Annotated in this window: 18 protein-coding genes; 11 read left to right on the top strand and 7 right to left on the bottom strand. The window is 30.5% G+C overall.

Annotation, left to right across the window (positions count from 1 at the left end):
• Nucleotides 1-952 precede the first annotated feature (952 nt).
• On the bottom strand, nt 953-3,076 hold the full coding sequence (locus ACJDT4_RS17375) for a sodium-translocating pyrophosphatase (RefSeq protein WP_406788844.1): 2,124 nt from the start codon (nt 3,074-3,076) through the stop codon (nt 953-955).
• 340 nt (nt 3,077-3,416) lie between these two features.
• Between ACJDT4_RS17375 and asnS the strand changes: the two genes are divergently transcribed.
• The 5 genes from asnS to ACJDT4_RS17350 all read left to right on the top strand — a co-directional run bounded on the left by asnS (nt 3,417) and on the right by ACJDT4_RS17350 (nt 8,791).
• Nucleotides 3,417-4,808 carry an asparagine--tRNA ligase gene (asnS, locus tag ACJDT4_RS17370; protein ID WP_406788843.1) on the top strand — a complete coding sequence of 464 codons (1,392 nt, stop codon included), beginning with the start codon at nt 3,417-3,419 and terminating at the stop codon, nt 4,806-4,808.
• 257 nt (nt 4,809-5,065) lie between these two features.
• Nucleotides 5,066-6,856: a leucine-rich repeat domain-containing protein gene (locus tag ACJDT4_RS17365; protein WP_406788842.1), complete on the top strand. Its 1,791-nt coding sequence runs from the start codon at nt 5,066-5,068 to the stop codon at nt 6,854-6,856.
• Nucleotides 6,857-6,945: 89 nt separating this feature from the next.
• Entirely contained in the window at nt 6,946-7,635 is a 690-nt protein-coding gene (locus ACJDT4_RS17360; protein WP_406788841.1) for a lysoplasmalogenase family protein, read from the top strand.
• Complete coding sequence (locus ACJDT4_RS17355) at nt 7,628-7,999, top strand: DUF6483 family protein (protein WP_406788840.1); 372 nt, start codon at nt 7,628-7,630, stop codon at nt 7,997-7,999. Before ACJDT4_RS17360 ends, ACJDT4_RS17355 begins: the two co-directional genes overlap by 8 nt.
• Nucleotides 8,000-8,026: 27 nt before the next feature.
• Nucleotides 8,027-8,791, top strand: coding sequence for a nucleoside phosphorylase (locus ACJDT4_RS17350; RefSeq protein ID WP_406788839.1), 765 nt, complete (start codon nt 8,027-8,029; stop codon nt 8,789-8,791).
• Nucleotides 8,792-9,023: 232 nt separating this feature from the next.
• Here ACJDT4_RS17350 and ACJDT4_RS17345 read toward each other — a convergent pair whose 3' ends face one another.
• From ACJDT4_RS17345 to proB, 3 genes are all read right to left on the bottom strand, one after another.
• On the bottom strand, nt 9,024-9,284 hold the full coding sequence (locus tag ACJDT4_RS17345; RefSeq protein WP_406788838.1) for a hypothetical protein: 261 nt from the start codon (nt 9,282-9,284) through the stop codon (nt 9,024-9,026).
• Between the two features lie 89 nt (nt 9,285-9,373).
• Complete coding sequence (locus ACJDT4_RS17340; protein ID WP_406788837.1) at nt 9,374-10,636, bottom strand: glutamate-5-semialdehyde dehydrogenase; 1,263 nt, start codon at nt 10,634-10,636, stop codon at nt 9,374-9,376.
• Nucleotides 10,637-10,692: 56 nt separating this feature from the next.
• Complete coding sequence (gene proB / locus ACJDT4_RS17335; protein WP_406788836.1) at nt 10,693-11,496, bottom strand: glutamate 5-kinase; 804 nt, start codon at nt 11,494-11,496, stop codon at nt 10,693-10,695.
• 214 nt (nt 11,497-11,710) lie between these two features.
• Between proB and proC the strand changes: the two genes are divergently transcribed.
• Nucleotides 11,711-12,520, top strand: coding sequence for a pyrroline-5-carboxylate reductase (gene proC, locus ACJDT4_RS17330; protein ID WP_406788835.1), 810 nt, complete (start codon nt 11,711-11,713; stop codon nt 12,518-12,520).
• 91 nt (nt 12,521-12,611) lie between these two features.
• On the opposite strand, the gene ACJDT4_RS17325 is transcribed toward proC, so the two are convergent.
• Complete coding sequence (locus ACJDT4_RS17325) at nt 12,612-14,090, bottom strand: DUF3369 domain-containing protein (protein WP_406788834.1); 1,479 nt, start codon at nt 14,088-14,090, stop codon at nt 12,612-12,614.
• 417 nt (nt 14,091-14,507) lie between these two features.
• Between ACJDT4_RS17325 and murI the strand changes: the two genes are divergently transcribed.
• The 5 genes from murI to ACJDT4_RS17300 all read left to right on the top strand — a co-directional run bounded on the left by murI (nt 14,508) and on the right by ACJDT4_RS17300 (nt 19,177).
• Nucleotides 14,508-15,278, top strand: coding sequence for a glutamate racemase (murI, locus tag ACJDT4_RS17320; RefSeq protein ID WP_406788833.1), 771 nt, complete (start codon nt 14,508-14,510; stop codon nt 15,276-15,278).
• Nucleotides 15,279-15,423: 145 nt separating this feature from the next.
• Nucleotides 15,424-15,867: a hypothetical protein gene (locus ACJDT4_RS17315; RefSeq protein WP_406788832.1), complete on the top strand. Its 444-nt coding sequence runs from the start codon at nt 15,424-15,426 to the stop codon at nt 15,865-15,867.
• A 36-nt stretch (nt 15,868-15,903) separates the two neighbouring features.
• Entirely contained in the window at nt 15,904-16,281 is a 378-nt protein-coding gene (locus ACJDT4_RS17310) for a DUF3783 domain-containing protein (RefSeq protein WP_406788831.1), read from the top strand.
• 187 nt (nt 16,282-16,468) lie between these two features.
• The gene (locus tag ACJDT4_RS17305; protein WP_406788830.1) at nt 16,469-17,134 is read left to right on the top strand and encodes a S24 family peptidase; all 666 of its coding nucleotides are present in this window, start codon (nt 16,469-16,471) and stop codon (nt 17,132-17,134) included.
• A gap of 243 nt (nt 17,135-17,377) precedes the next feature.
• Nucleotides 17,378-19,177: a heme NO-binding domain-containing protein gene (locus ACJDT4_RS17300; protein WP_406788829.1), complete on the top strand. Its 1,800-nt coding sequence runs from the start codon at nt 17,378-17,380 to the stop codon at nt 19,175-19,177.
• Between the two features lie 412 nt (nt 19,178-19,589).
• Here the strand turns inward: ACJDT4_RS17300 and ACJDT4_RS17295 are convergent, their stop codons facing one another.
• Entirely contained in the window at nt 19,590-20,501 is a 912-nt protein-coding gene (locus tag ACJDT4_RS17295) for a radical SAM protein (protein WP_406788828.1), read from the bottom strand.
• Between the two features lie 65 nt (nt 20,502-20,566).
• On the bottom strand, nt 20,567-21,628 hold the full coding sequence (locus ACJDT4_RS17290; RefSeq protein ID WP_406788827.1) for a YkvI family membrane protein: 1,062 nt from the start codon (nt 21,626-21,628) through the stop codon (nt 20,567-20,569).
• Between the last annotated feature and the right edge of the window lie 88 nt (nt 21,629-21,716).

Raw genomic sequence — 21,716 nt, 5'->3', positions numbered from 1 at the left:
CTCTTGATAATAAATTCTATAAATCTAAGTGGTGATTCTAAGCGAGTGCTTGCTTTTGGTTATAGAAGGATAATGGGCAAAGCCCATGCCCCGTGTATGTTTACTCGCATACGCTCAGACAAATTGAAACCTCTAAGTATTTTATGATTTTTTTACCAAGATTTATTAGAATTTTTTTAAACTGTTCCCTTAGCATTGCTACTTCGCCTTAACGGTAGTGCAAGGAAAAAATAATATATTTATCCAGTAACTAATTTTGTGTGATATTTCATCAGCTAAACTTACTAAGTGTGCTTAATTAACGGAACCAGTTTTTTCGTGCTACACAGAATTGTCTCCTAACTGGACTTATCATTTTCTTTCAGATGTTTTAAATCTTTTGTATAGCTTCTCTATAAGCGTAAAGATTCCTAGAAGCAAACCTACTGAAAAAGTGAATATAAATATAAAACCTCCACAGCCATCATAATGTAAGAAGTAAATAAAAGCATAAATTACGACTGAAGTAATTAGAAATAGTAAAATTACATATAACATTATATTTTTTTTAAGATTGGATTCAATAATTTTTACAACATAGCATAAAAAAATATATAATATTATTAATATAATAAGGAATGTTCCAGTAGTACTCATAGCATATCTCTCCGTGTATATGTTTTTTAATAAATTTATATTATATGTATAATAATGAATCTGAGTTAATTTAAAATTCCGTAGGCACGGAGGAATTTTTTCATTTAATATTAGTAAGTGAGAAGTAACGGTATTGAAGGAACAGTTTAAATAAAATCTTATAAATCTTAGAGCGTAATCATTAAAAGACTTAGAACTTTCAATTGTCTGAGCATTTTTTCAGCGAGTTATTGAAAGTTCTTAGTTTTTTAATGATTAGGTTCTTTAGATTTATTGATTCTATTTAATGTTCCAAAATACTGTTAATTCTCATTTGTTACCTAAATAATGATATAAATACTAATGTTAAAGTACTTACAAGCTTTATTAATACGTGAAGTGAAGGACCGGCAGTATCTTTAAATGGATCACCAACGGTATCACCCACAACAGCTGCTTTGTGAGCTTCAGAGTTTTTACCTCCATGTGCTCCAAGTTCAATAAGCTTTTTAGCATTGTCCCATGCACCACCACCATTATTTAAGAATAATGCCATGACTACACCAGCTATAGTAGTTACGAGAAGGAAGCCACCTGCTGCCTCTTTACCTAAAAGAATGCCTATAACAATAGGAGTAATTACAACTATTATTCCAGGAAGGATCATTTCTTTTAAGGCACCTTTAGTAACTATGTCAACACATTTTGCATAATCAGGCTTTGCTTTTCCTTCCATTATTCCAGGTATCTCTTTAAACTGTCTTCTTACTTCCAAAATTACGTATTGAGCTGCATTGCCTACGGCTCTTATAGCAGTAGAGCTAAAGAGAAAGACTATCATAGCACCTATAAAAGCAGCTATAAATACTTCTGGTTTTCCAATATCTATAGCAAACCATGAGCTTAGAGGTTTGCCAAGGATTTTTTTAACTTCATCTAGATAAGCGGAGAATAATAAGAAGGTAGCAAGAGCAGCTGAACCAACAGCATATCCCTTTGTAAGAGCTTTTGTTGTATTACCACAGGCATCAAGTCTGTCTGTTATAGTTCTTATTTCTTCAGGAGCTCCAGACATTTCAGTTATTCCACCTGCATTGTCTGTGATAGGCCCGAAAGTGTCCATTGCAAGTATATAAGCACAACTTGAAAGCATTCCCATAGTGGCTATAGCTGTTCCATAAAGACCTGCATTTGCTACTCCAGGGAGTGCAGCTGAACCTAACTTGTAAGCTATAAATATAGCCAAAGATATAAATACTACTGGTAATGCAGTAGATTCCATTCCAACAGATATACCTTTAATAATATTTGTGCCAGCACCTGTTTCACATGCTTCTGATATTTCTTTTACAGGCCTTTTGTTTATTGAAGTATAGTAATTTGTAACTACTACAAATATAATACTTAAAATTATACCTGTTACAGCACATCCGTATAGTAGCCAATAATTAACATTGCCATTTAATCCACTTAGCATAAATTTAACAACAAATATTAGTAAAATTAGGTTCAATACAGATGTTATAACATATCCAACTTCAAGTGATTTCATAGGGTCGTCATTATCATCTTTAACTTTAACAAGAAATATGCCTATTATAGATGTAATTATACCCAAGGCACGAGCAACAAGTGGAAATAATATACCTTTTATTCCGAACACAGGATATAAGGCTACACCTAAAATCATTGCACCTATGTTTTCTGCGGCAGTAGATTCAAACAGATCAGCACCTCTACCGGCACAGTCGCCTACGTTATCGCCAACAAGATCAGCTATAACTGCAGGATTTCTAGGATCATCTTCAGGTATTCCGGCTTCTACTTTTCCAACAAGATCGGCACCTACATCGGCGGCTTTTGTGTATATTCCACCACCAAGTTGTGCGAAAAGAGCGACAAAGGAGGCACCAAATCCAAAACCTACAATTAGAGATGGAGCTTCTTTAATTATATTGATGTCGCTTGACATACCACCGTAAAGTAAGAATAAAGTGGCTACACCGAATAGGGAAAGAGTAGTAACAGCAAGGCCGGTAACGGCACCGCCTTTTAAAGCTATTTGAAGTGCTTTATTAAGCCCTTTTTTTGCACCAGCAGCAGCCCTTATGTTAGAGTTGACAGCCATGTACATGCCAATATAGCCTGAGAGTGCTGAACACAGAGCACCAACTATAAAAGCAACACCTGTACGTAGGGCTATACTAAGTGCAGAGGAAGAGCCTTTAGAAGAGTTTCCTAAGTAATTCGCCAAAACGATTACAACTAATAATAGTACAGAAAGCATTGCAATGGTTCTATATTGCCTTTTAAGAAAAGCCATGGCACCTTCGCTTATTGCATTTGAAATTTCTTGCATATTTTTTGTGCCTTTGTCTTGATTGAAAATGAATTTAGCAAAATAAATAATAGCTAAAATAGAAATAATTACAACGCCATAGATAACAAAATAAGAATTCATGTTATACACGCTCCTTTGTTAGAACATTTTAATTATTCCGGGAAATTTCTTGTATAAATTATCGCCTTCCTTTATCAGAAGATTTAAACTATTTATTATTTATGCACTATTAGAATTCTTCATAAAATTCAAAACTCCTTTCCAAAACAAAAAAATTTTTCCTCTATAAGTATATTGTGATATGATATAAAAAATTACATAAATAATAAAATAAGGCCACAATTCATAATTTAGTTGACATACAATACGGTTGTGATATTATAATTCGTGTAATAAAATTAGAATATAGTGATTAAAATTTTGATGAAAATTTATATATAATTAAATTGGAGGAAATATAATGGGAAACGTAATTGTAAAAGAAATTTATAAATCACCTGAAGAATATTCAGGAAAAACTATTGAAGTTTCTGGGTGGGTCAGAACTATAAGAGCTTCTAAGTCTTTTGGATTTATGGAAATAAATGATGGAAGCTTTTTTAAAAACATTCAAGTAGTTTTTGAAGATAAGCTTTCTAACTTTAAGGAAGTTTCAAAATTCATTATAAGCTCCACTGTATACATAGAAGGAGAATTTGTGCTTACTCCAGATGCAAAGCAACCATTTGAAATTCATGCATCTAAAGTTGAACTTTTAGGTAAATCAAATAATGATTATCCTCTTCAGAAGAAAAGGCATACTTTAGAATATCTAAGAACAATTGCACATTTAAGGCCAAGAAGCAATACCTTCTCAGCTGTGTTTAGAGTTCGTTCATTAGCGGCTTATGCAATACATAAGTTTTTCCAAGATAGGGATTTTGTATATGTGAACACTCCACTCTTAACTGCAAGTGATGCAGAAGGTGCTGGAGAGATGTTTCAGGTTACAACACTGGACTTAAATAATGTACCTAAGAATGAGGAGGGCGGAATTGATTATTCAAAAGATTTCTTTGGCAAAAAGACGAATCTTACTGTAAGTGGTCAATTATCTGCTGAGACCTTCGCACTTGCTTTTAGAGATGTTTATACTTTTGGACCAACATTTAGAGCAGAAAATTCCAATACTGCAAGACATGCAGCAGAGTTCTGGATGATAGAACCTGAAATGGCTTTTGCAGAACTTAAGGATTACATGGATGTTGCAGAAGCAATGGTTAAGTACATAATAAATTACGTCATGGAAAAAGCACCAGAGGAAATGGAGTTCTTTAATAAGTTTATTGATAAAGGTCTTTTTGAAAGACTTCATAATGTTGTAAGCAATGATTTTGGAAGAGTTACTTACACTGAAGCAGTTGATATACTTAAGAAATCTGGAGAGCAATTTGAATATCCTGTTGAATGGGGTATAGACCTTCAAACAGAGCATGAAAGATATTTAACTGAAAAAGTATTTAAGAAGCCAATATTTGTAACAGATTATCCAAAGGACATAAAAGCCTTTTATATGAGAATGAATGAAGACAATAAAACAGTAGCTGCCGCAGATCTTCTTGTTCCTGGAATAGGAGAAATAATAGGAGGAAGTCAAAGAGAAGAAAGACTTGATGTTCTAGAACATAGAATGGAAGAATTAGGACTTAAGAAAGAGGATTATTGGTGGTACTTAGAGCTTAGAAAATATGGAGAAACTAAGCATTCAGGTTATGGACTTGGATTTGAAAGAATGATAATGTACCTTACAGGTATGTCTAATATAAGAGATGTTATTCCTTTCCCAAGAACTACAGGTTCAGCAGAGTTTTAAACATAAAGAATGGCATAAAAATAGAACTAAACCGCATAAAATGGTTTAGTTCTATTTTTATGGTGTGCAATTACATTAAATTTTAGTGTTAAGAATGCTTTTAGTATAAATTATTCACATAGATTACAGTTTAAATACATTTTATACAAATTAGAGGGAAATGACGCTATATATGGAATAATAATATGTATAAATGGTAAGCAAGCTTAGTGTAGTTATAAGCGTAATATTAATTGTAAAAGAGGTAATAAAGTAAAATGAAAAAAATAATAATAATTGCAAGTACAATCATCATATTGATGTTGTCTACATTTAAAGTTAAAGCAGCAACTTTCAAGGACAATCAAATAGTGCAAGCTAATAAAATTTGGACAATATGCTTTAATCAAGAGGTTTCCCTTGATGATTTGTCAAAACAGGGGATTACAGTAGTGGATAGCAGTGGAACAAAGGTAAATATAACCTTGAGCATAGAAAGTGATGGTAAAACAATTGAAGTAAATCCACCAGATGAAGGATACAGTGAAGGAAGTACGTATAAGCTAATTATTGGAAGTAAGGTTCATTCTAAGCAAAATAAAAATATAAAGCAAGAAATTGCAATGAATTTTAGCATTAAAAAAAGCAATGAAGATGATGTTGTAACATTTAAAGATATTAATTTGGAAAAAGCTGTACGAAATACCATAGGAAAGCCTAATGGGACTATATATAAAAAAGATGTAGATAAAATGACATATTTATATGTCAACGGTGATAATATAGTTTCTTTAGATGGAATAGAAGAATTTACAAGCTTAGAGGATATAGGCTTAAAAAAAAATCAAATTACAAATATAGCTCCGCTTCAAAATTTGCATAATTTAAAGGAGATAGATATAGGCGATAATCCTATAAAGGATGTAAGTGCATTGGCAAAGTTAAGTAACCTAAGATTGTTAGACATCGAAAATGAGCCGGTTGATGTAGAATGTTTAAAACAAATAAAAGACCTTAAAATAAGTTCATATTATATGAGTGATTTTAATCAGTACTGTGCAGTTTATAATAAATGTAAAGAAATTTTAAAATCTATAATTAAACCAGAAATGTCAGATTTGCAGAAGGAAAAGGCAATTCATGACTATATTGTTTTAAATGCTAAATATGATTATTATAATTATGTAAAAAATACGGTGCCACAAGATGATTACTCTCCTTATGGAATATTAATAAATGGAACAGGAGTTTGCAATGGATATGCGTACACAACTCAATTGTTACTTAATATGGCAGGGGTTAATTGCATTGTTGTGGTAGGAACTGTAAATGGTGAGAGTCATGCATGGAATATAGTACAAATAGGCGGAAAAAACTATCAGTTAGATACAACTTGGGATGACAGTGATATAGAAGAAGATGTTAGTTATGAGTATTTTAATATAAGTGATAGTGAAATGGCAAAAGATCATGAGTGGTCTATTCATTATTATCCTAAGTGTACAAGCAGTTTGAATGAATATGGAGTTAGTGGGGATACAGTTCTTAAATTTAAAGATTGCAATCTTGAGCAAGCTATTAAGCAGCTGCTAAATAGAACTGATGGGAATATTCTTGTGAGTGATATTAGAGATATTGACAATATTGAGTATTCGCCAACTGATGAAAGTAAGAAGATTAAAGATTTATCGGGTATAGAAAACTTTGAAAATTTAGTACAGTTACAATTGGATGGCAATTGTATTGAAAATATTGAACCGTTAAAGGATGTTCAAAATTTAAGAATGTTAACTTTAAATAATAATAAAATCTCTGATGTAAGTATGTTAAGTAATTTGAAAAAATTAAATAGTTTAAGTTTAGCAAATAATAATATTTCAAATATTGATGCATTGGGAGGCATAACGAATTTAAAAAGTTTAGACCTTAGTAATAATAATATTCAAAATGTAGATGCACTTAAAAACTTAACTAATTTAACTTTTTTATATTTAAAGGGAAATCCAATAAAGCAAAGTGATATAGATGCACTTAAAAAAGTATTGAATAATTGTAAAATTTCATATTAAAAAAGTGATGGTAAGTTATGCAAGCATATTTTTAAATGAACTTAATAAAAAAAATAGATATATTAAAGTTCAACTTTGGAGTGATAGTTATGCTTTTTACATTTAAATTAAAAAGTTACAGAATTAGTTTGGTGTTCATATTTCAAATAGTTGTGCTTATGGTTGGAATAATATTAGGCAAAGGTAAACAAATGAATAAATATATAGTTGTATTAATAAGTATAACTTTTTTAATAACAGCATTATACATTTTTTTGAAAAGAAGAAGCGTTTATAGTAAGTTTATATTTATTGCAATGATATTTTGTTTTTTGGGTGATATAACACTTGCTGGATTTATTCCTGGTGGATTTATATTTGGTGGAGGCATGTTTGCAATTGCACACATAATTTTTATAATAGGATATATAAGAACTATAAGAGCCCAAAATGGTATTGTTTTTAATAAAGCATTTTTTATAAGTGCAGTATTTTATTATGTAATTTTAATAGCATTATGGATAGTAAAGCTTAGATATATGAAGAATAGTGGAGGTTTACAAATTGGTATTTTTGCTTATGGGATATGCTTAACAACTATGGCCTCATTGGCAGCAGCTTTATGTAAAAATAATAAAAAATACTTAAAAACAGCAGTTGGAGCGGTATTTTTTATTATTTCTGATAGCTTTATAGGCATGAGTCATGCAATAAAAGTATCTTATTCTGAGGCAATTATATGGACAACTTATGTTATTGCATTGTATGGGATAATTTATGGGGGTGAATTGTGTGAATGAAGAAAATGATTATATATTAAGATTGATAAAATCTGCAATGGATTTTATGGTTACTGTTTTTTCGAAAAAAAATGCTATAGGCAACTGCATGGATGAAGCAAATCATAAGGTAAAGGTTTCGGAGGATGATCTTCTTCGATTCATGGTTAATAAATACATAAGTGATGGTAAAATTAATGAAGCGGAAGACATGATATTCGAAGCAATAGAAGCAAATAAATCAGAGGAAAATTTTAAGACGGCAATATCATTTTATGAAGAATTAAGTGGCTGGAGTGACGATAAGCTTTCTAAATATAATTTTTCGAAAAGAGAGATAATACAAGGATTAAAGGATGTAAAAGAAATATACAAACAAGCCTAATTAAATATTTAGAGGTGAGTGTATAAAGTGGAAAATATTTTAAATGATTTCGATTGGGATAAATCTGCAATTCTTGAACCTTGGATGACGATAACGAAACTTGATAATTTTCCCGAGATTGGAGTAGCAACGTTCTCAGGAAAATTAATGGAAAGTTTAAAAGAATGGGATAATACAGAACAAATTGGTGAAATAACTACTGCAAATGGAGCATCACCAATTTATAAAATTATTTATGAGGGACAGCCAGTAGCAGTATTTAAAGCCTTGGTTGGTGCACCAGCTTGTGTAGCAGCTTTTGAGGAAGTTATAGCTATGGGGCTTAATAAACTCATATTATTTGGATCTTGCGGAGTATTGAATCATAAAATAGCAGATGGACACATTGTGATTCCTACTTCGGCTGTTCGTGATGAGGGTACAAGCTATCATTATCTACCGGCATCTGATGAAATAAAATTAGAGGGTGAATGTATTGAAGTAGTTGAAGGTGTTTTAAAAAAATTAAATTACCCATATGTTCTTGGAAAGACATGGACTACTGATGGAGTGTACAGGGAAACTAAGGTAAAGGTAGAAAAAAGAAAAAAGCAAGGATGCATTTGTGTTGAAATGGAATGTTCAGCAATGGCTGCTGTGGCCAAGTTTAGAAACGTAAAATTTGCACAATTTCTATATGCAGCTGATAATTTAGATTCACCTAACTGGCAGCCACGTGGATTTGGAAAACATAGCTTATCACAAAAAGAAAAACTACTAGCAGCCGCTTTGGAATGTGGAATTAATTTATAATTAAAAAATGTTTATGTATAAAAAGATTGATTAGAAAGTTTATACTAAAAATTATGGGATATCTTTAAGGGAATTAATAGTGTTTTCAAATGATTTAAATAAAAGTTGATAAATCTTAGAATACTTAGAGATTTCAATTTGTTTGAACGATAGCGATTTATTGAAGTCTCTAAGTATTTTTAGATTTTGCTACTTTAGATTTATTAATTTTATTAAATATTTCAAAACACTATTAGTTCCCATTTTGGATATCATTAAGTATTTGCTTTGCAATAGCATCTGCATCTAAGTCATTTTCTACATCTAGCATTAAGTTTTGATATTTGCCTTTTGCTTGTCCAGTAAGGTACATTATTTGACCAGTCTTTTCATCGACTTTTTTTATAACCCTTGCAGTATCGCCCTTTTTTACTAGAACCTTTCCGCCTTTTTCCAGAGAAATATAATGATCACTTTGAAATCTAATTACTTGACCAAGTTTAACCTTTTGCATAAAGTTTCCTCCCCTAACTTAAAAACTGATAAACTTTTTAACTGTTAGCCTGTAACTATCAATTGTTCTCTACAAATTGTCAACTGATATTATTCTCTTATTTGTCCATTTCCATATATAATATACTTTAGAGTTGTAAGCTCATTGAGTCCCATAGGTCCTCTTGCATGAAGTTTTTGAGTGCTTATGCCGATTTCTCCACCAAAGCCAAATTGCCCACCGTCAGTAAAACGTGTTGAAGCATTTACATAAACTGCAGCAGCATCTACTTCAGCTAAAAATTTTTGAGAATTAGCATAATTATTTGTTATTATGGCCTCTGAGTGTTTTGTGCCATATTTGAATATGTGATCAATAGCTTCATCTATGGAATCAACTACTTTTACAGAAAGAATTAAATCTGAAAACTCTGTTGCAAAGTCCTTTTCTGTAGCGGGAATAATCTTTACAGTTTTAACTATAGCACTGGTTTTAGCGCAGCCTCTTATTTCTACGTGAAGGGAAGCTAGTTTTTCGCACATGATAGGTAAAAAATCCTTTGCGATATCCTTGTGAACGAGTAAAGTTTCCATAGCATTGCAGGTAGATGGACGCTGTACTTTTGCATTTACAATTATGTTTTCTGCCATTTTAAAATCAGCGGCTTTATCTACATAAACATGACAGTTTCCTACTCCTGTCTGTATGACTGGAACTGTTGAATTTTGGACAACATTTCTTATGAGGTTTCCGCCGCCTCTTGGTATAATTACATCTATATAGTCATTTAATCTCATTAGTATGTTTACTGCTTCTCTGCCACCAGCGTCTATAAGCTGTATGCTTCCATCAGGAAGACCGGCCTTCGCTGCTGCATCAGTTATGATTTTAGTAATTGCAAGGTTTGAATTTAAAGCCTCTTTGCCACCCTTAAGTATAACTGCATTTCCAGATTTTATACATAAAGCAGCTGCATCAACAGTTACATTTGGTCTGGATTCATAAATCATTCCTATTACCCCAATAGGAACTCTCGTTTGACCTATTTGTAGTCCGTTAGGTCTTTTCCACATTTTTACCACTTCACCAATTGGATCTGGGAGTGCAGCTGTATCCTTAAGACCTTGTGCCATCTCATTTATTCTTTTTTCTGTTAGAGTTAACCTATCAATAAAAGCTTCAGAAAGCTCATTTTCTCTGGCAAGTTTAATGTCTCTTTCATTTTCAGATATCAGATAATCTTTATTATTTAGAATAGCATCGCTCATCATTAAAAGAGCTTTATTTTTAGTAGTTGTTTCTGCATAAGATAACTTTTTCGATGCGAGCTTTGATAGTGCTGCCATTTCTACAATGTGATCTTTTAAATCCATTTAAATTCCTCCTAGAGATAAACCACACTTAAACTTGGGATTTATTTATCTATATTTTAGTTACGATGTGAAATAAATAATGTTCCTATATTTTTATAATTAAGTATATCAACTACTACATTTTGAGCTTCACCGTTAGCTATTATCATTGAGGCTCCTGCTTCAATTGCAATTTTAGCAGCTTGAATTTTTGTAAACATGCCACCGGTGCCAAGGTCAGAGCCAGCTCCTTCAGCAGAATGTTCTATATCAGTTGTTATTTCATCTACTTCATTTATAAGAAATGCATTTTCATTAGTTCGGGGATTACAATTATATAAGCCGTCAATATCTGATAGCAAAATAAGGAGATCTGCACCTATAAGGGAAGCAACATGTGCTGATAAAGTGTCATTATCTCCAAATTTAATTTCTTCTACTATTGTAGCATCGTTTTCGTTTACTATAGGAATGATTCCCTTTTTTAGAAGCTCGGAGAAAGTATTTTGAGCATTTTCAAATCTTTCTTCATTAAAAATGTCTTCTCTATTTATTAAAATTTGAGCTACAGTTTGACCATATTCGGAAAAGAACTTTTCATATGTATGCATTAATATTCCTTGACCAACAGCAGCAGCAGCCTGTTTTTCAGGAATGCTTTTTGGTTTCTCGTTAAATCCAAGTTTCCTAAAGCCAGCACCTATAGCTCCAGAGGTTACTAAGACTACTCCTAGTCCCCTATTGTTTAAATCTGAAATTTGTCTTACAAGATGTTCTATTCGATATATATTTAGGAGACCATTTGGATGAGTTATAGTTGAGCTGCCTACTTTTATTACTACCTTCCGTACTTTGCCTAGATGATTTTCTCTATTATTCATTTGAACTAGTTATGTAAGTGACTGCATAAATTATACCGTTTTATGCAATAATATAATTCTATGATTAGTCCTTATATAACTGACGCCCCCTTCGCTATTTAAATTCTATTTATAAAATAAGTTTTATATAATCCTACATAGGTGTATAATCATGTATATATTTATTTCTAGATTATAGCATAAAAAATTGATTATTTTCAAGGAGTGATAAGTTTTGGAGAAGAAAATAGGTTTTATTGGATGCGGAAATATGGCACAAGCAATGATAAAGGGGATTGTTAAATCAAAGGATGTTTCGCCGGAGAATATATTTGTAAGCAATCCTTCCGAAGAAAAGCTTAAAAGTATTAAAAGAGAATGCGGCGTAAATGTAACTCACGATAATAAAAAGGTTGCTTTAAATTCGGATATATTAATTTTAGCCGTAAAACCAAATAAATATAGTGATGTAATTAAGGAAATAAAGGACGAAGTAAGTAGAAGAGCCATAATTGTAACTATAGCAGCAGGTATATCTATAGATAAAGTAAGATTATTTTTCAAAAGTGATGATGTAAAGGTAGTAAGAACTATGCCAAATACTCCAGCACTTGTAGGAGAGGCTATGACGGCTTTATGTGTATCTGATAATATAAAAGAAGAAGAAGTCGATTTAATAAGAAACTTATTTGATACCTTTGGAAAAACGGAGATTATAGAAGAAAGGTTGATGGATGTTATAACTGGGCTTAGTGGTTCATCTCCAGCCTATGTCTATATGTTTATAGAAGCAATGGCAGATGGAGCTGTGCTTCAAGGAATGCCAAGAGAAAAGGCATATAAAATTGCAGCTCAATCAGTTTTAGGAGCAGCAAAAATGGTACTTGAAACAAAAAAACACCCAGGAGAACTTAAGGATCAAGTATGCTCACCTGGAGGAACTACAATAGAAGCAGTATATTACCTTGAAAAGAGTAATTTTAGAGCTTCTGTTATGGGAGCAGTTGATAAATGTACTGAAAAATCCAAAGAAATGGCGAAGTAACAATGCTTCGTCGCATTAAAAGAATCCTAATAAATCTAAGATTTATTAGGATTCTTTTAAACTGTTCCTTCAGCTGTCAACTATCAACTGTTTAAACGTCTGGAAATTTATCTCTTATTTCTAATATTTGCTCTAGACTCTTAAAAAATATTTTGACTATTTTAGGATCAAAGTGTTTTCCACTTTCTTCTTTGAAGTGATTAATAATTTTAGTTAGTTCCCAAGCTTTTTTGTAAACTCTATCACTTCCAAGTGCATCGAACACATCAGCAACAGCTGTTATTCTTCCATATAGATGGATGTCTTCACCGGATAGTCCATAAGGGTAACCTGTTCCATTATATTTTTCATGGTGTTCAAGTGCAATAATTGAAGCACTCTTCATAAGTCTTTTGTTTGATTTTTTTAACATTTCATATCCTATCCTTGAGTGAGTTTTCATAATTTCAAATTCTTCATTTGTTAGTTTAGCAGGTTTATTAAGGATAGAATCTGGGATTGCAAGCTTTCCGACATCGTGCATAGGAGAAGCCATACGTATCAATTCTGCTTCTTTGTGCGATAAACCATAGTTTAAAGCTAAAATCTTAGAGTATTCTGCTACACGTTTAACATGATGGCCTGTTTCTCTTGAACGTGCTTCAGATATTTCACCAAGAGTAAAAATCAACTCTTTTTCTGTAGTTTCCAGTTCTTCATTAAGATACATGTTATTTATAGCAGCAGAAATGTTTGTACAAAAAATTTCTATTAAATCGATTGTAATTGAAGATAATGGTTGAGGAATTTCAAAGTAAATTATGTTTTGATTTATTTGGTTTTCTCCTAAAAAAATAATAAAATAATCATCAAAATACCTATTTCTTCTAAAGCTTGAGGCATCATATAATTTCTCAACAATATCTGATGGTATGTTGTTTTTTATAAGATTTGAACCATACTTACCAGTTCCACAGAGAAAGTAAAAATTATTTTGTGATTTAGTTATCATAAAAGAAGACAATGTTTTCGAGGATATTATAGAGGACAATTGATTTAAGACCATAAGTGCAAGCTTTTTCATTGATTGAGTTCTGAAGAGGGTAGAGGATGATTTTATTATTTTTTCAAGGCCTTTTCTATTCTTATTCATGGCATATAGATCTTCAAAACTTCTGAGGCATGTTAATATAGAGGTAGTAACTGAATCGTTATCCAATGCCTCATTATTTATAAAGCCGTTAATATTATATTTTAGGGCGTAGGTTGTAGAAGTATTTTTTTCTGAAAAAGTTCCCTTCAATATAATTCTCATTGTTTTATTTTTTAATACGTTTCTTATATAGTTAATCATTTCTAGTTTTAAAGCTGCTGCATCTTTATCATCATCTAAATCTATAATACTTAAAGCGGTATCTGGATTACTACTTATAAATTTTTTACAATCTTCAATTAGATTTAAAGAAGTTGTTTCTAAGTACATATTATTAAATTTTATATGCGATAATATTTTTAACAAATAATCTTGATTAATATTATAGTCGCTTAAAATTAATATTTTTAAGTATTTAGTCTTACTGTTTTTATACAATTTAATCCCTCCCACTCATTGGGTTTATAGGTCTTATTATTCAATGTTTTAATGTAAGGTCTATTTTATTAACTAAATTATTAACTTATATAATATTCGAATCATTCTTGAAAAATTATAGACTAATAATTGTCTTTATATAGTGAAACTTAATCCATTTAATTATTAAAATGGAAAATGCTAAAGAATAATATATACATATAGTTTGATTATCTAAATGTATACATTAATATTAATATAATATTGAATAGTTTTCAATATATGGCAATAAAAATATTGTAGTGAAGGATTTTATTGAATTAAATTCAAGTATAATCTATACATTTTCAATTTTTAATTTTCAATTACTACATATTATAGTTAAATAATTTTATATGTTGTATAATTATGTGGTATGAATTATTAGAGGTGATATTCTTGGAAAATAAATATAAGTCTATAGGCGTTTTTGATTCTGGAGTTGGTGGCATAAGCGTTCTTAGAGAAGCGGTTAAAAAACTGCCAAATGAGGATTTTATATATTATGGGGATTCTAAAAATGCACCATATGGAGAAAAAGGTGTAGACGAAATAAGAAAATTAGTATTTCAGGTTGCAGAAACCTTAGTAAGTAGACAAGTTAAGGCAATTGTTGTTGCCTGTAATACTGCCACAAGTGCAGCCATAGATAAACTTAGAGAAAAGTATAAAAATATGCCTGTTATAGGAATTGAACCAGCACTTAAGCCTGCAATAAAACTTAAAAGGGGTGGAAAAATAATAGTTATGGCTACTCCTGTAACACTTAAAGAAAATAAATTTATGAGACTAATGAAGCAATATGAGGATTTTGCAGAAATGGTACCAGTTCCTTGTCCGGGACTTGCGGAAATAATAGAACAGGGACATTTTAGTGGACCAGTTGTTAATGATTATATTGAAACTAAATTAGCTACATATAAAGAAGAAAAGATTGCAGCTATTGTGCTGGGATGTACCCATTACCCATTTGTTAAAGAAGAGATTTCTAAAGTAGTTAGTGCTAATATTCCAATTATTGATGGAAGCGAAGGGACTGTAAGACAGCTTAAAAGAAAGCTTCAATCGTATAACATAATAAATGATAAAACGGAAAAAGGGAAAATTGAAATATTTAATTCACTTAATGAAGAAATGGTTGAATTAAGTTATAACTTACTTAATAGTTAGTAAATTACATAAGAATAGTTCTTAAAGTTTGTTAATATAGTAGCATTTAATTTTATTTCACCATAACCTAGTTATTTGAATAAATTATTAGTATTGGAAGCTTAAAATGGCATCAATATAACTATGGAAATAAGGTGATTTAAAAATGAAAGTTTTTGCTTGTGGGAAAGTTAATGGTTATAGTACGTACTTAAATAACAGTGAGATAAAAGAGAAGTCCATAAAAATTTCATCTGATGAATTATTTAATTCTTTAAAACTCATTAATCCTGAAAATGGAAATTTAATATACATTATTGAAAAACTTGAGATAGTTCCGTATGATTCCGATAATAAGCTTGAGGTCCTTATAGGAGAAGAAAATTGCAAAGCTCAAAATGATGACTTGAATATAAACTGCAATTTTACAAAGAATTTTGATAATTGTATTGAAATTAAAAATTTCTGTGTGGTAAAATCTAAAGGGAAAGAAATATTTAAAGAGCAAAGAATCTTTGTTCTACCTGGTGGATGTATAGTATTAAATTTTGACAGGAAAGTTAAAAGCCTAGGGGTAAATATGATGTGGAATGAAGAAACTATTTACTAAATAACACAGGATGTTATAAAAGAAAGAAGGGGCTTTATGGAAAACAACAGTAAAATATTAATATATGGTTATAATGAAGAAGAAATTCAAAGGATTAAGGATTTATTTAATAAACATAATATGCCAACGTTACTAATAATAAATGAGAATATGGCTAAGATGAAAATATGCGATATATTAAAAGGACTTGAAATTTTAACTTATGATGTTAAGTTGCCAGATGAGAGGTTGGTGTTATTTAACAACATTACTGATAAGAACGTAGATAAGGGAATACAAATTATGAAGGATATATCAAATAAAAAGCCGATATTTGCACAAGTTACACCAGTCTCTCAAAATTGGTCATTGAAATATCTTATGGATCACATGATTGAAGAGCGACAGTGGTATATAGATAACGGATATAAATAATAGTTGTACAATAACGGTGCACAATTACGGTTGGCTTTCTGTTTTTTTAAATATTAATTATGGGGAGTATAAATCAACCTTAATTGTGCATTGTTAACTAGATGGGCATTAATTGATGCTTATGGTAAATATAATCTAAATCTTTTAGACAATTTTTGTATATAACATAAAACAGAGGGATGATAGAATGAGTAGAGCTGGAGAAAAGGTAAAAAGCATAAGATTAGAAGCTAAGCTTAATGAAAAGCAATTTGGAAAGAAGCTTGGAGTAAATGAAAACTTTATTAAAGAAATAGAAAATGGTAAAAAGGTTATAAATGACAGCCTAATATTAAGAATAAAAAAGGTATTTGGAAAAGATATAAATGACATTAGCATGAATGATTTGAATGAAGATATAGTAGAGGAAAAGAGGAACTTGGCATTCAAGCCTAAAACAACAGAGGCTAATGAAACATGGACAAATGCAATGAGTTCTATATTAAAGGAAGTTCCTGTGTATGATTATAATTTTAATAAAAAGCTCGGTGCAAGGGAGCTTCCAGTAATATCAAACAAAATCGAAGGCTTTAACCACGATAAGGTATTTTTTGTTAAAATAGAAGATAATGATATGGCTGGCTTTAGAATAATGAAGGATGATATAGCTTTTGGACATATAATACATGAAATAGAGAATAATTCAATATGCATTTTAGAACTTAATGGTAAGAGATTCATAAGGCAGATAAAAAAATTGGATAATACTAAGGCACTTTTAATTAGTAATAATGGAAATGTACAAACACAAACTGTAAACATAAAGGATATTAAAGTTGTAGGAAAGTTAGAAAAGGTTGAATTTAAGTTATAATTTACACTAAAATTTTATTAAAAATTCATTTAAGATTTCAGAAGGTTTATTTATAATACTACCTGAAATCTTATTTTTTTACTATATTTTAAGTAATAAGATAATTTTGATTTAAGATTTATTATTAGATAAAAAAAATTATTAATTATTTAAAGCAAACGTTTACCTGGAAATAAAAGGCTTCAAAAAACAAGTGATTATATGTATAATTTAAGTAAGAAGAAATTGATTGGGGGGAATTTAATGAAAGGTACTGTAGTTGGTACATGGGTTAATACATGTAAAAAACTGTATGGTGAGGAAATTACAAAAGGCACTCTTGAAGAATGTGCTCTTGGAAGAGATAAAATATTTTCACCAATGGAGGATGTACAGGACAATGTAGTATATAAATTAATTGAGACTATAGCTGGAAAGGTTAATAAGGATAAAAAGCAAATATGGGAAAGCGTAGGGGAAGATAATATAAATGCTTTCTTTGAAAGCTTTCCTGCTTTTTTTGAACATGAAAATTTGTTTTCATTTTTAAAATCCATGTTTGATGTTCATGTTGTCATGACAAAAAAGTTTCCTGGTGCTAAGCCACCGCTAATTACAATAAAACCGATATCCAAGAGGGAAGCAGTTTTTTTGTATAAATCAAAACGTGGAATGTTTGATTATCTTCAAGGAATGCTAAAAGGAAGTGCTAAATTTTTTAATGAGGAAATTAAATGCGATATCTTGGAACAAGGTGATGATTTTGTAAAAATAAAAATAACTTTTGATAAAGATATCTACTATAAGAAAACTTTTAGATTTAATAAACTTTTATCATTTGGATTTATAAAAAGTTTTGGTGCTAAGGTTGGAATATTTACATTTATTATATCCATAGTAACGTTTATTCCTATAATGGGGTTAAATAATTACATAAAAGCAATTATAGCGGCTTTGATATCTTCAGTATCAGCCTTTGTTGCTGCTGAAATTATGATAGGACCTAAAAGAATTATAAGTGAAACTATAGAAAACTTAAAAAACAACAATTTTGTTGTTGATGGTAATATAGTGACTGGTGACTTCTGGGAAGAGTTGTATGATGAATTAGGAGCTTACATAAAATCTATGACTGCTAACTTTGTTGGCTTTAAAGGTCTTACTGATGAAATGAATGCATTCGTTGGCAATGTTAGCGATATATCTGGTTCTATGAAGGAAACTTCTGGACAAATATCTACAGTTGTTGAACAAGTATCTGAATCATTTGTAAGTCAAGCTGAAAACACTCAGGATAGTGTAACAGTTCTTAATGCAAATATCGAATCTTTAAATCAAGTAGTTGAAAATGAAAATGCAAACAAAAAACAGCTTGAAGAAACAATAGATAAAATAAATAATAGCTATAAAAGCGTTGATACAACAAGTAAAAATATACTTGAAAGTCTTACAAAATTCCAGGAGGTAAAGAGTAAGGGGCTGGAACTCTCAAATAAAGCTAAGGACATAAATAATATAGTGCTTATAGTGGCTGAAATATCAGATCAAACAAATCTTTTAGCACTTAACGCATCTATAGAGGCAGCTAGAGCAGGAGAAATGGGTAAAGGTTTTTCAGTTGTAGCAGAAGAGGTAAGAAAGCTTGCTGAGGAAACTAAAGATGCAGTTAAAAATATAAATTCTAACCTTGAACTTTTTGTAACTGATATCGGTGAACTTGTTCAAAAAATAGAAGCTCAATATTATGTTCTCGAAAAAGAAACTTCAAATCTAGAAAATGTAAGAACATTAAGTAAGGATGCTAATGCCTCAGCTAAGGCGGTTGCAGATTCAATGATTGAAACTGTGGAAAAGTTAAATAGTGAAGCAAATTCAATATCAAAGATTTATGAAAATATAGAAGCTATTGCTGCTATATCAGAAGAAAATTCAGCTTCATCAGAAGAGGTAAGTGCTAGTGTTACAGAGTATATGTCTCAGATAAGTAAGCTTACAGAAGGAATAGATGAATTTAAAAAGATTGCAGAAAATTTTAAAGGAGATCTTAAAAAATATAAAATTTAAAAATAATGCGAAGTAACAATGCTTCGTCGCATTAAAAAAATCCTATAAATCTATGTGGTGATTCTAAGCGAGTACCTGCTCAGGGTATAGAAGGATAATGGGCGAAGCCCAAGCCCCGTGTATGTTTACTCGCTGAAAAAATGCTCAGACAATTGAAATATCTAAGTATTTTACAATTTTTCCACCAAGATTTATTAGGATTTTTTTAAACTGCTCCTTCAGCATTGTTACTTCGCTCCCACAGTGGTATAAGGAAAAAATTCCTCCGTACCTACGGAATTTTAAGCATGAATATTTGTAGTTAATTAAATTTCTCAAAAATATATTGCCCTTAATTTTTATTGATTAACAATGTTTACAGGGAATTTTTTATAGGAAAGCGGAGAAAAATTTTCATTGATTTTCTGCCATGTTACTTAGCATAATCGACTCCACGGAGATCAAATTCTGGGACAAATTCTTTTGAGTTTGTGCCTGTTTCTTGTATAAAGCCGTTCTTAACCCCAATAGATAAGCTGTAGTCTATAAGTGCATCGTAGTGTTTAGGGTTAAGCGGCTTATTTATTTCTGGATATTTTTCAGCATCATACATAGGTGTGTATTGGTTCATTATGCTTATGTAAACAGAGTCTCCGAAGGTATTATAAATATAGTCAATAACTTTTTTAGAATCAAAAAGTAGACCAGGAAGCATTAAATGCCTTATTATAACACCCTTTTTTATTAAATTATTTTCATCAAATAGAGGGGCCCCAACTTGAGATACCATTTCCATTATGGCATTAGAGGCTATTTTAAAATAATTTGGAGCTTTTGAATATTTAATTGCATACTTATCGTTGAAATATTTTAAATCAGGAAGATAAACGTCTATATAACCATTAAGCATTTTAATGGTTTCAACATTTTCGTATCCATTTGAATTATATAAAATTGGTATTGATAAACCATTTTTTTTAGATAATTTTATTGCTTCAACTATTTGATAAGCGTAATGCGTTGGAGTAACAAGATTTATATTATGAGCCCCTCTTTCTTGCTGTTCTAGGAAAATTTCACTAAGTCTTTCTATTGAAACTTCCTTTCCAAAACCCTCTTGACTTATAGTGTGATTTTGGCAAAATACACAGCGAAGATTACAGTTTGAAAAAAATACAGTTCCAGAGCCCTTTGTGCCAGATATGCAGGGTTCTTCCCAATTATGAAGGGAAACTCTTGATATTTTTACATTTTCGCCAGACGAGCAAAAACCTAATTTATTATCTAATCTATTAACATTGCACTTTCTAGGACATAAGCTGCATTCTGAAAGTAAATTGGTCAACTTCAAACAACTCCTTTATACTTTAGCTTTAAAGTAAAACTACATGAAAACTTTAAAATACAATTTTATTTGTGTTTCATGTAGAAGTAAGTACATTGTATCATAAAAAATACACTTATGACCCCAAAGGCAGGGTATAAAATCGAAATTAAATTTTTAAAGCCTATTTGAGAAATTGGAAGAGCAATAATTATTACGAGTATTATAGACTTTTTATATGAAATTTTTAAAAAGCTATTTTCTAAACTTTTGGCAATACTATATATATCTGAGATTTCTGTAGATAACATTTCGCACCATATTGTTATGAGTAATATAAGCTGAATTATTTTTCCAAACCTACTTGAAATATATAATAAAGGTATTTCATATTTTAATGTATAAGGTAGATTAAGTATTAGAAGAAAGTTTATCATTGATGAAATAATTAAAAGTGCTATGGACCCTAAAGCTACACCTAAAATTAAATTCTTAAAACTGTTATACTCTTTTTCTGTACTCAAAGGTACGAGAACGCCGGAGCAGCATAGTATATTGAAGCCTGAATACAAAACACTGGAGATTAGCCAATTTTTTTTGTAGGTAATAAATTGAACTTGATGAATAGAACCTGTATTGTTTGAAAATGCAAGATAAAGTATAAAAATTGATGAGACAACCGTAATTAATATTGGAACTATAATTGAATTTATTTCAATAATTCCAGCAGTATTTCTAAATAGTACAATTAAAGTGCAGGTTATCATTATGATTATACCTATGATTTTTGGTATTTTAAAAAATTGGTTTAATAAGGCTCCACTCCCAGCCAAAATTATAGCTGCACTACTAAGCATAAAAAAACTTACAATAACAGTAATTGCATCTCCTAGTATTCCAATGCTGGCAAGGCTTATTAATTCTTTATAGGAATTGAGGTTAAAAGCTCTACTTAATTTTATTATTATGTTTCCTAGAATTATGTATAATAATGTACATATTATAAGACCTAAAAAGCTTTTGGTTCCGTATAAAGTGAAAAACTGAGAAATTTCTTGTCCGGAAGCAAGTCCAGCTCCAACAATTGTTCCTATGAAAACAGCTGCAATTTGAAATATTGCTTTTAAATTACTTTTTAAAGTATTCATATTTCAATATATCCTCCAAAGAAAATGTTTCTATATATGTATATAGATTTAAATTAAAATAATGATTATGATTATGAATTTTGTGACA

Source organism: Clostridium neuense, from assembly GCF_045310695.1.
GTDB classification, from domain to species: domain Bacteria; phylum Bacillota; class Clostridia; order Clostridiales; family Clostridiaceae; genus Clostridium_S; species Clostridium_S neuense.
Note: the sequence above shows the minus strand (reverse complement) of the source record. Positions and strands in the feature narration are given on the sequence as shown.

Bases quoted from the DNA above. Each gene is read 5' to 3' on its own strand.
- ACJDT4_RS17345 (WP_406788838.1), bottom strand. From the start codon at position 9,284: ATGCAAAAGGTTAAACTTGGTCAAGTAATTAGATTTCAAAGTGATCAT.
- ACJDT4_RS17315 (WP_406788832.1), top strand. From the start codon at position 15,424: ATGAAAGTTTTTGCTTGTGGGAAAGTTAATGGTTATAGTACGTACTTA.
- ACJDT4_RS17305 (WP_406788830.1), top strand. From the start codon at position 16,469: ATGAGTAGAGCTGGAGAAAAGGTAAAAAGCATAAGATTAGAAGCTAAG.
- proB (WP_406788836.1), bottom strand. From the start codon at position 11,496: ATGAATAATAGAGAAAATCATCTAGGCAAAGTACGGAAGGTAGTAATA.
- ACJDT4_RS17340 (WP_406788837.1), bottom strand. From the start codon at position 10,636: ATGGATTTAAAAGATCACATTGTAGAAATGGCAGCACTATCAAAGCTC.
- ACJDT4_RS17360 (WP_406788841.1), top strand. From the start codon at position 6,946: ATGCTTTTTACATTTAAATTAAAAAGTTACAGAATTAGTTTGGTGTTC.
- ACJDT4_RS17300 (WP_406788829.1), top strand. From the start codon at position 17,378: ATGAAAGGTACTGTAGTTGGTACATGGGTTAATACATGTAAAAAACTG.
- ACJDT4_RS17310 (WP_406788831.1), top strand. From the start codon at position 15,904: ATGGAAAACAACAGTAAAATATTAATATATGGTTATAATGAAGAAGAA.
- asnS (WP_406788843.1), top strand. From the start codon at position 3,417: ATGGGAAACGTAATTGTAAAAGAAATTTATAAATCACCTGAAGAATAT.
- ACJDT4_RS17365 (WP_406788842.1), top strand. From the start codon at position 5,066: ATGAAAAAAATAATAATAATTGCAAGTACAATCATCATATTGATGTTG.
- ACJDT4_RS17375 (WP_406788844.1), bottom strand. From the start codon at position 3,076: ATGAATTCTTATTTTGTTATCTATGGCGTTGTAATTATTTCTATTTTA.
- ACJDT4_RS17290 (WP_406788827.1), bottom strand. From the start codon at position 21,628: ATGAATACTTTAAAAAGTAATTTAAAAGCAATATTTCAAATTGCAGCT.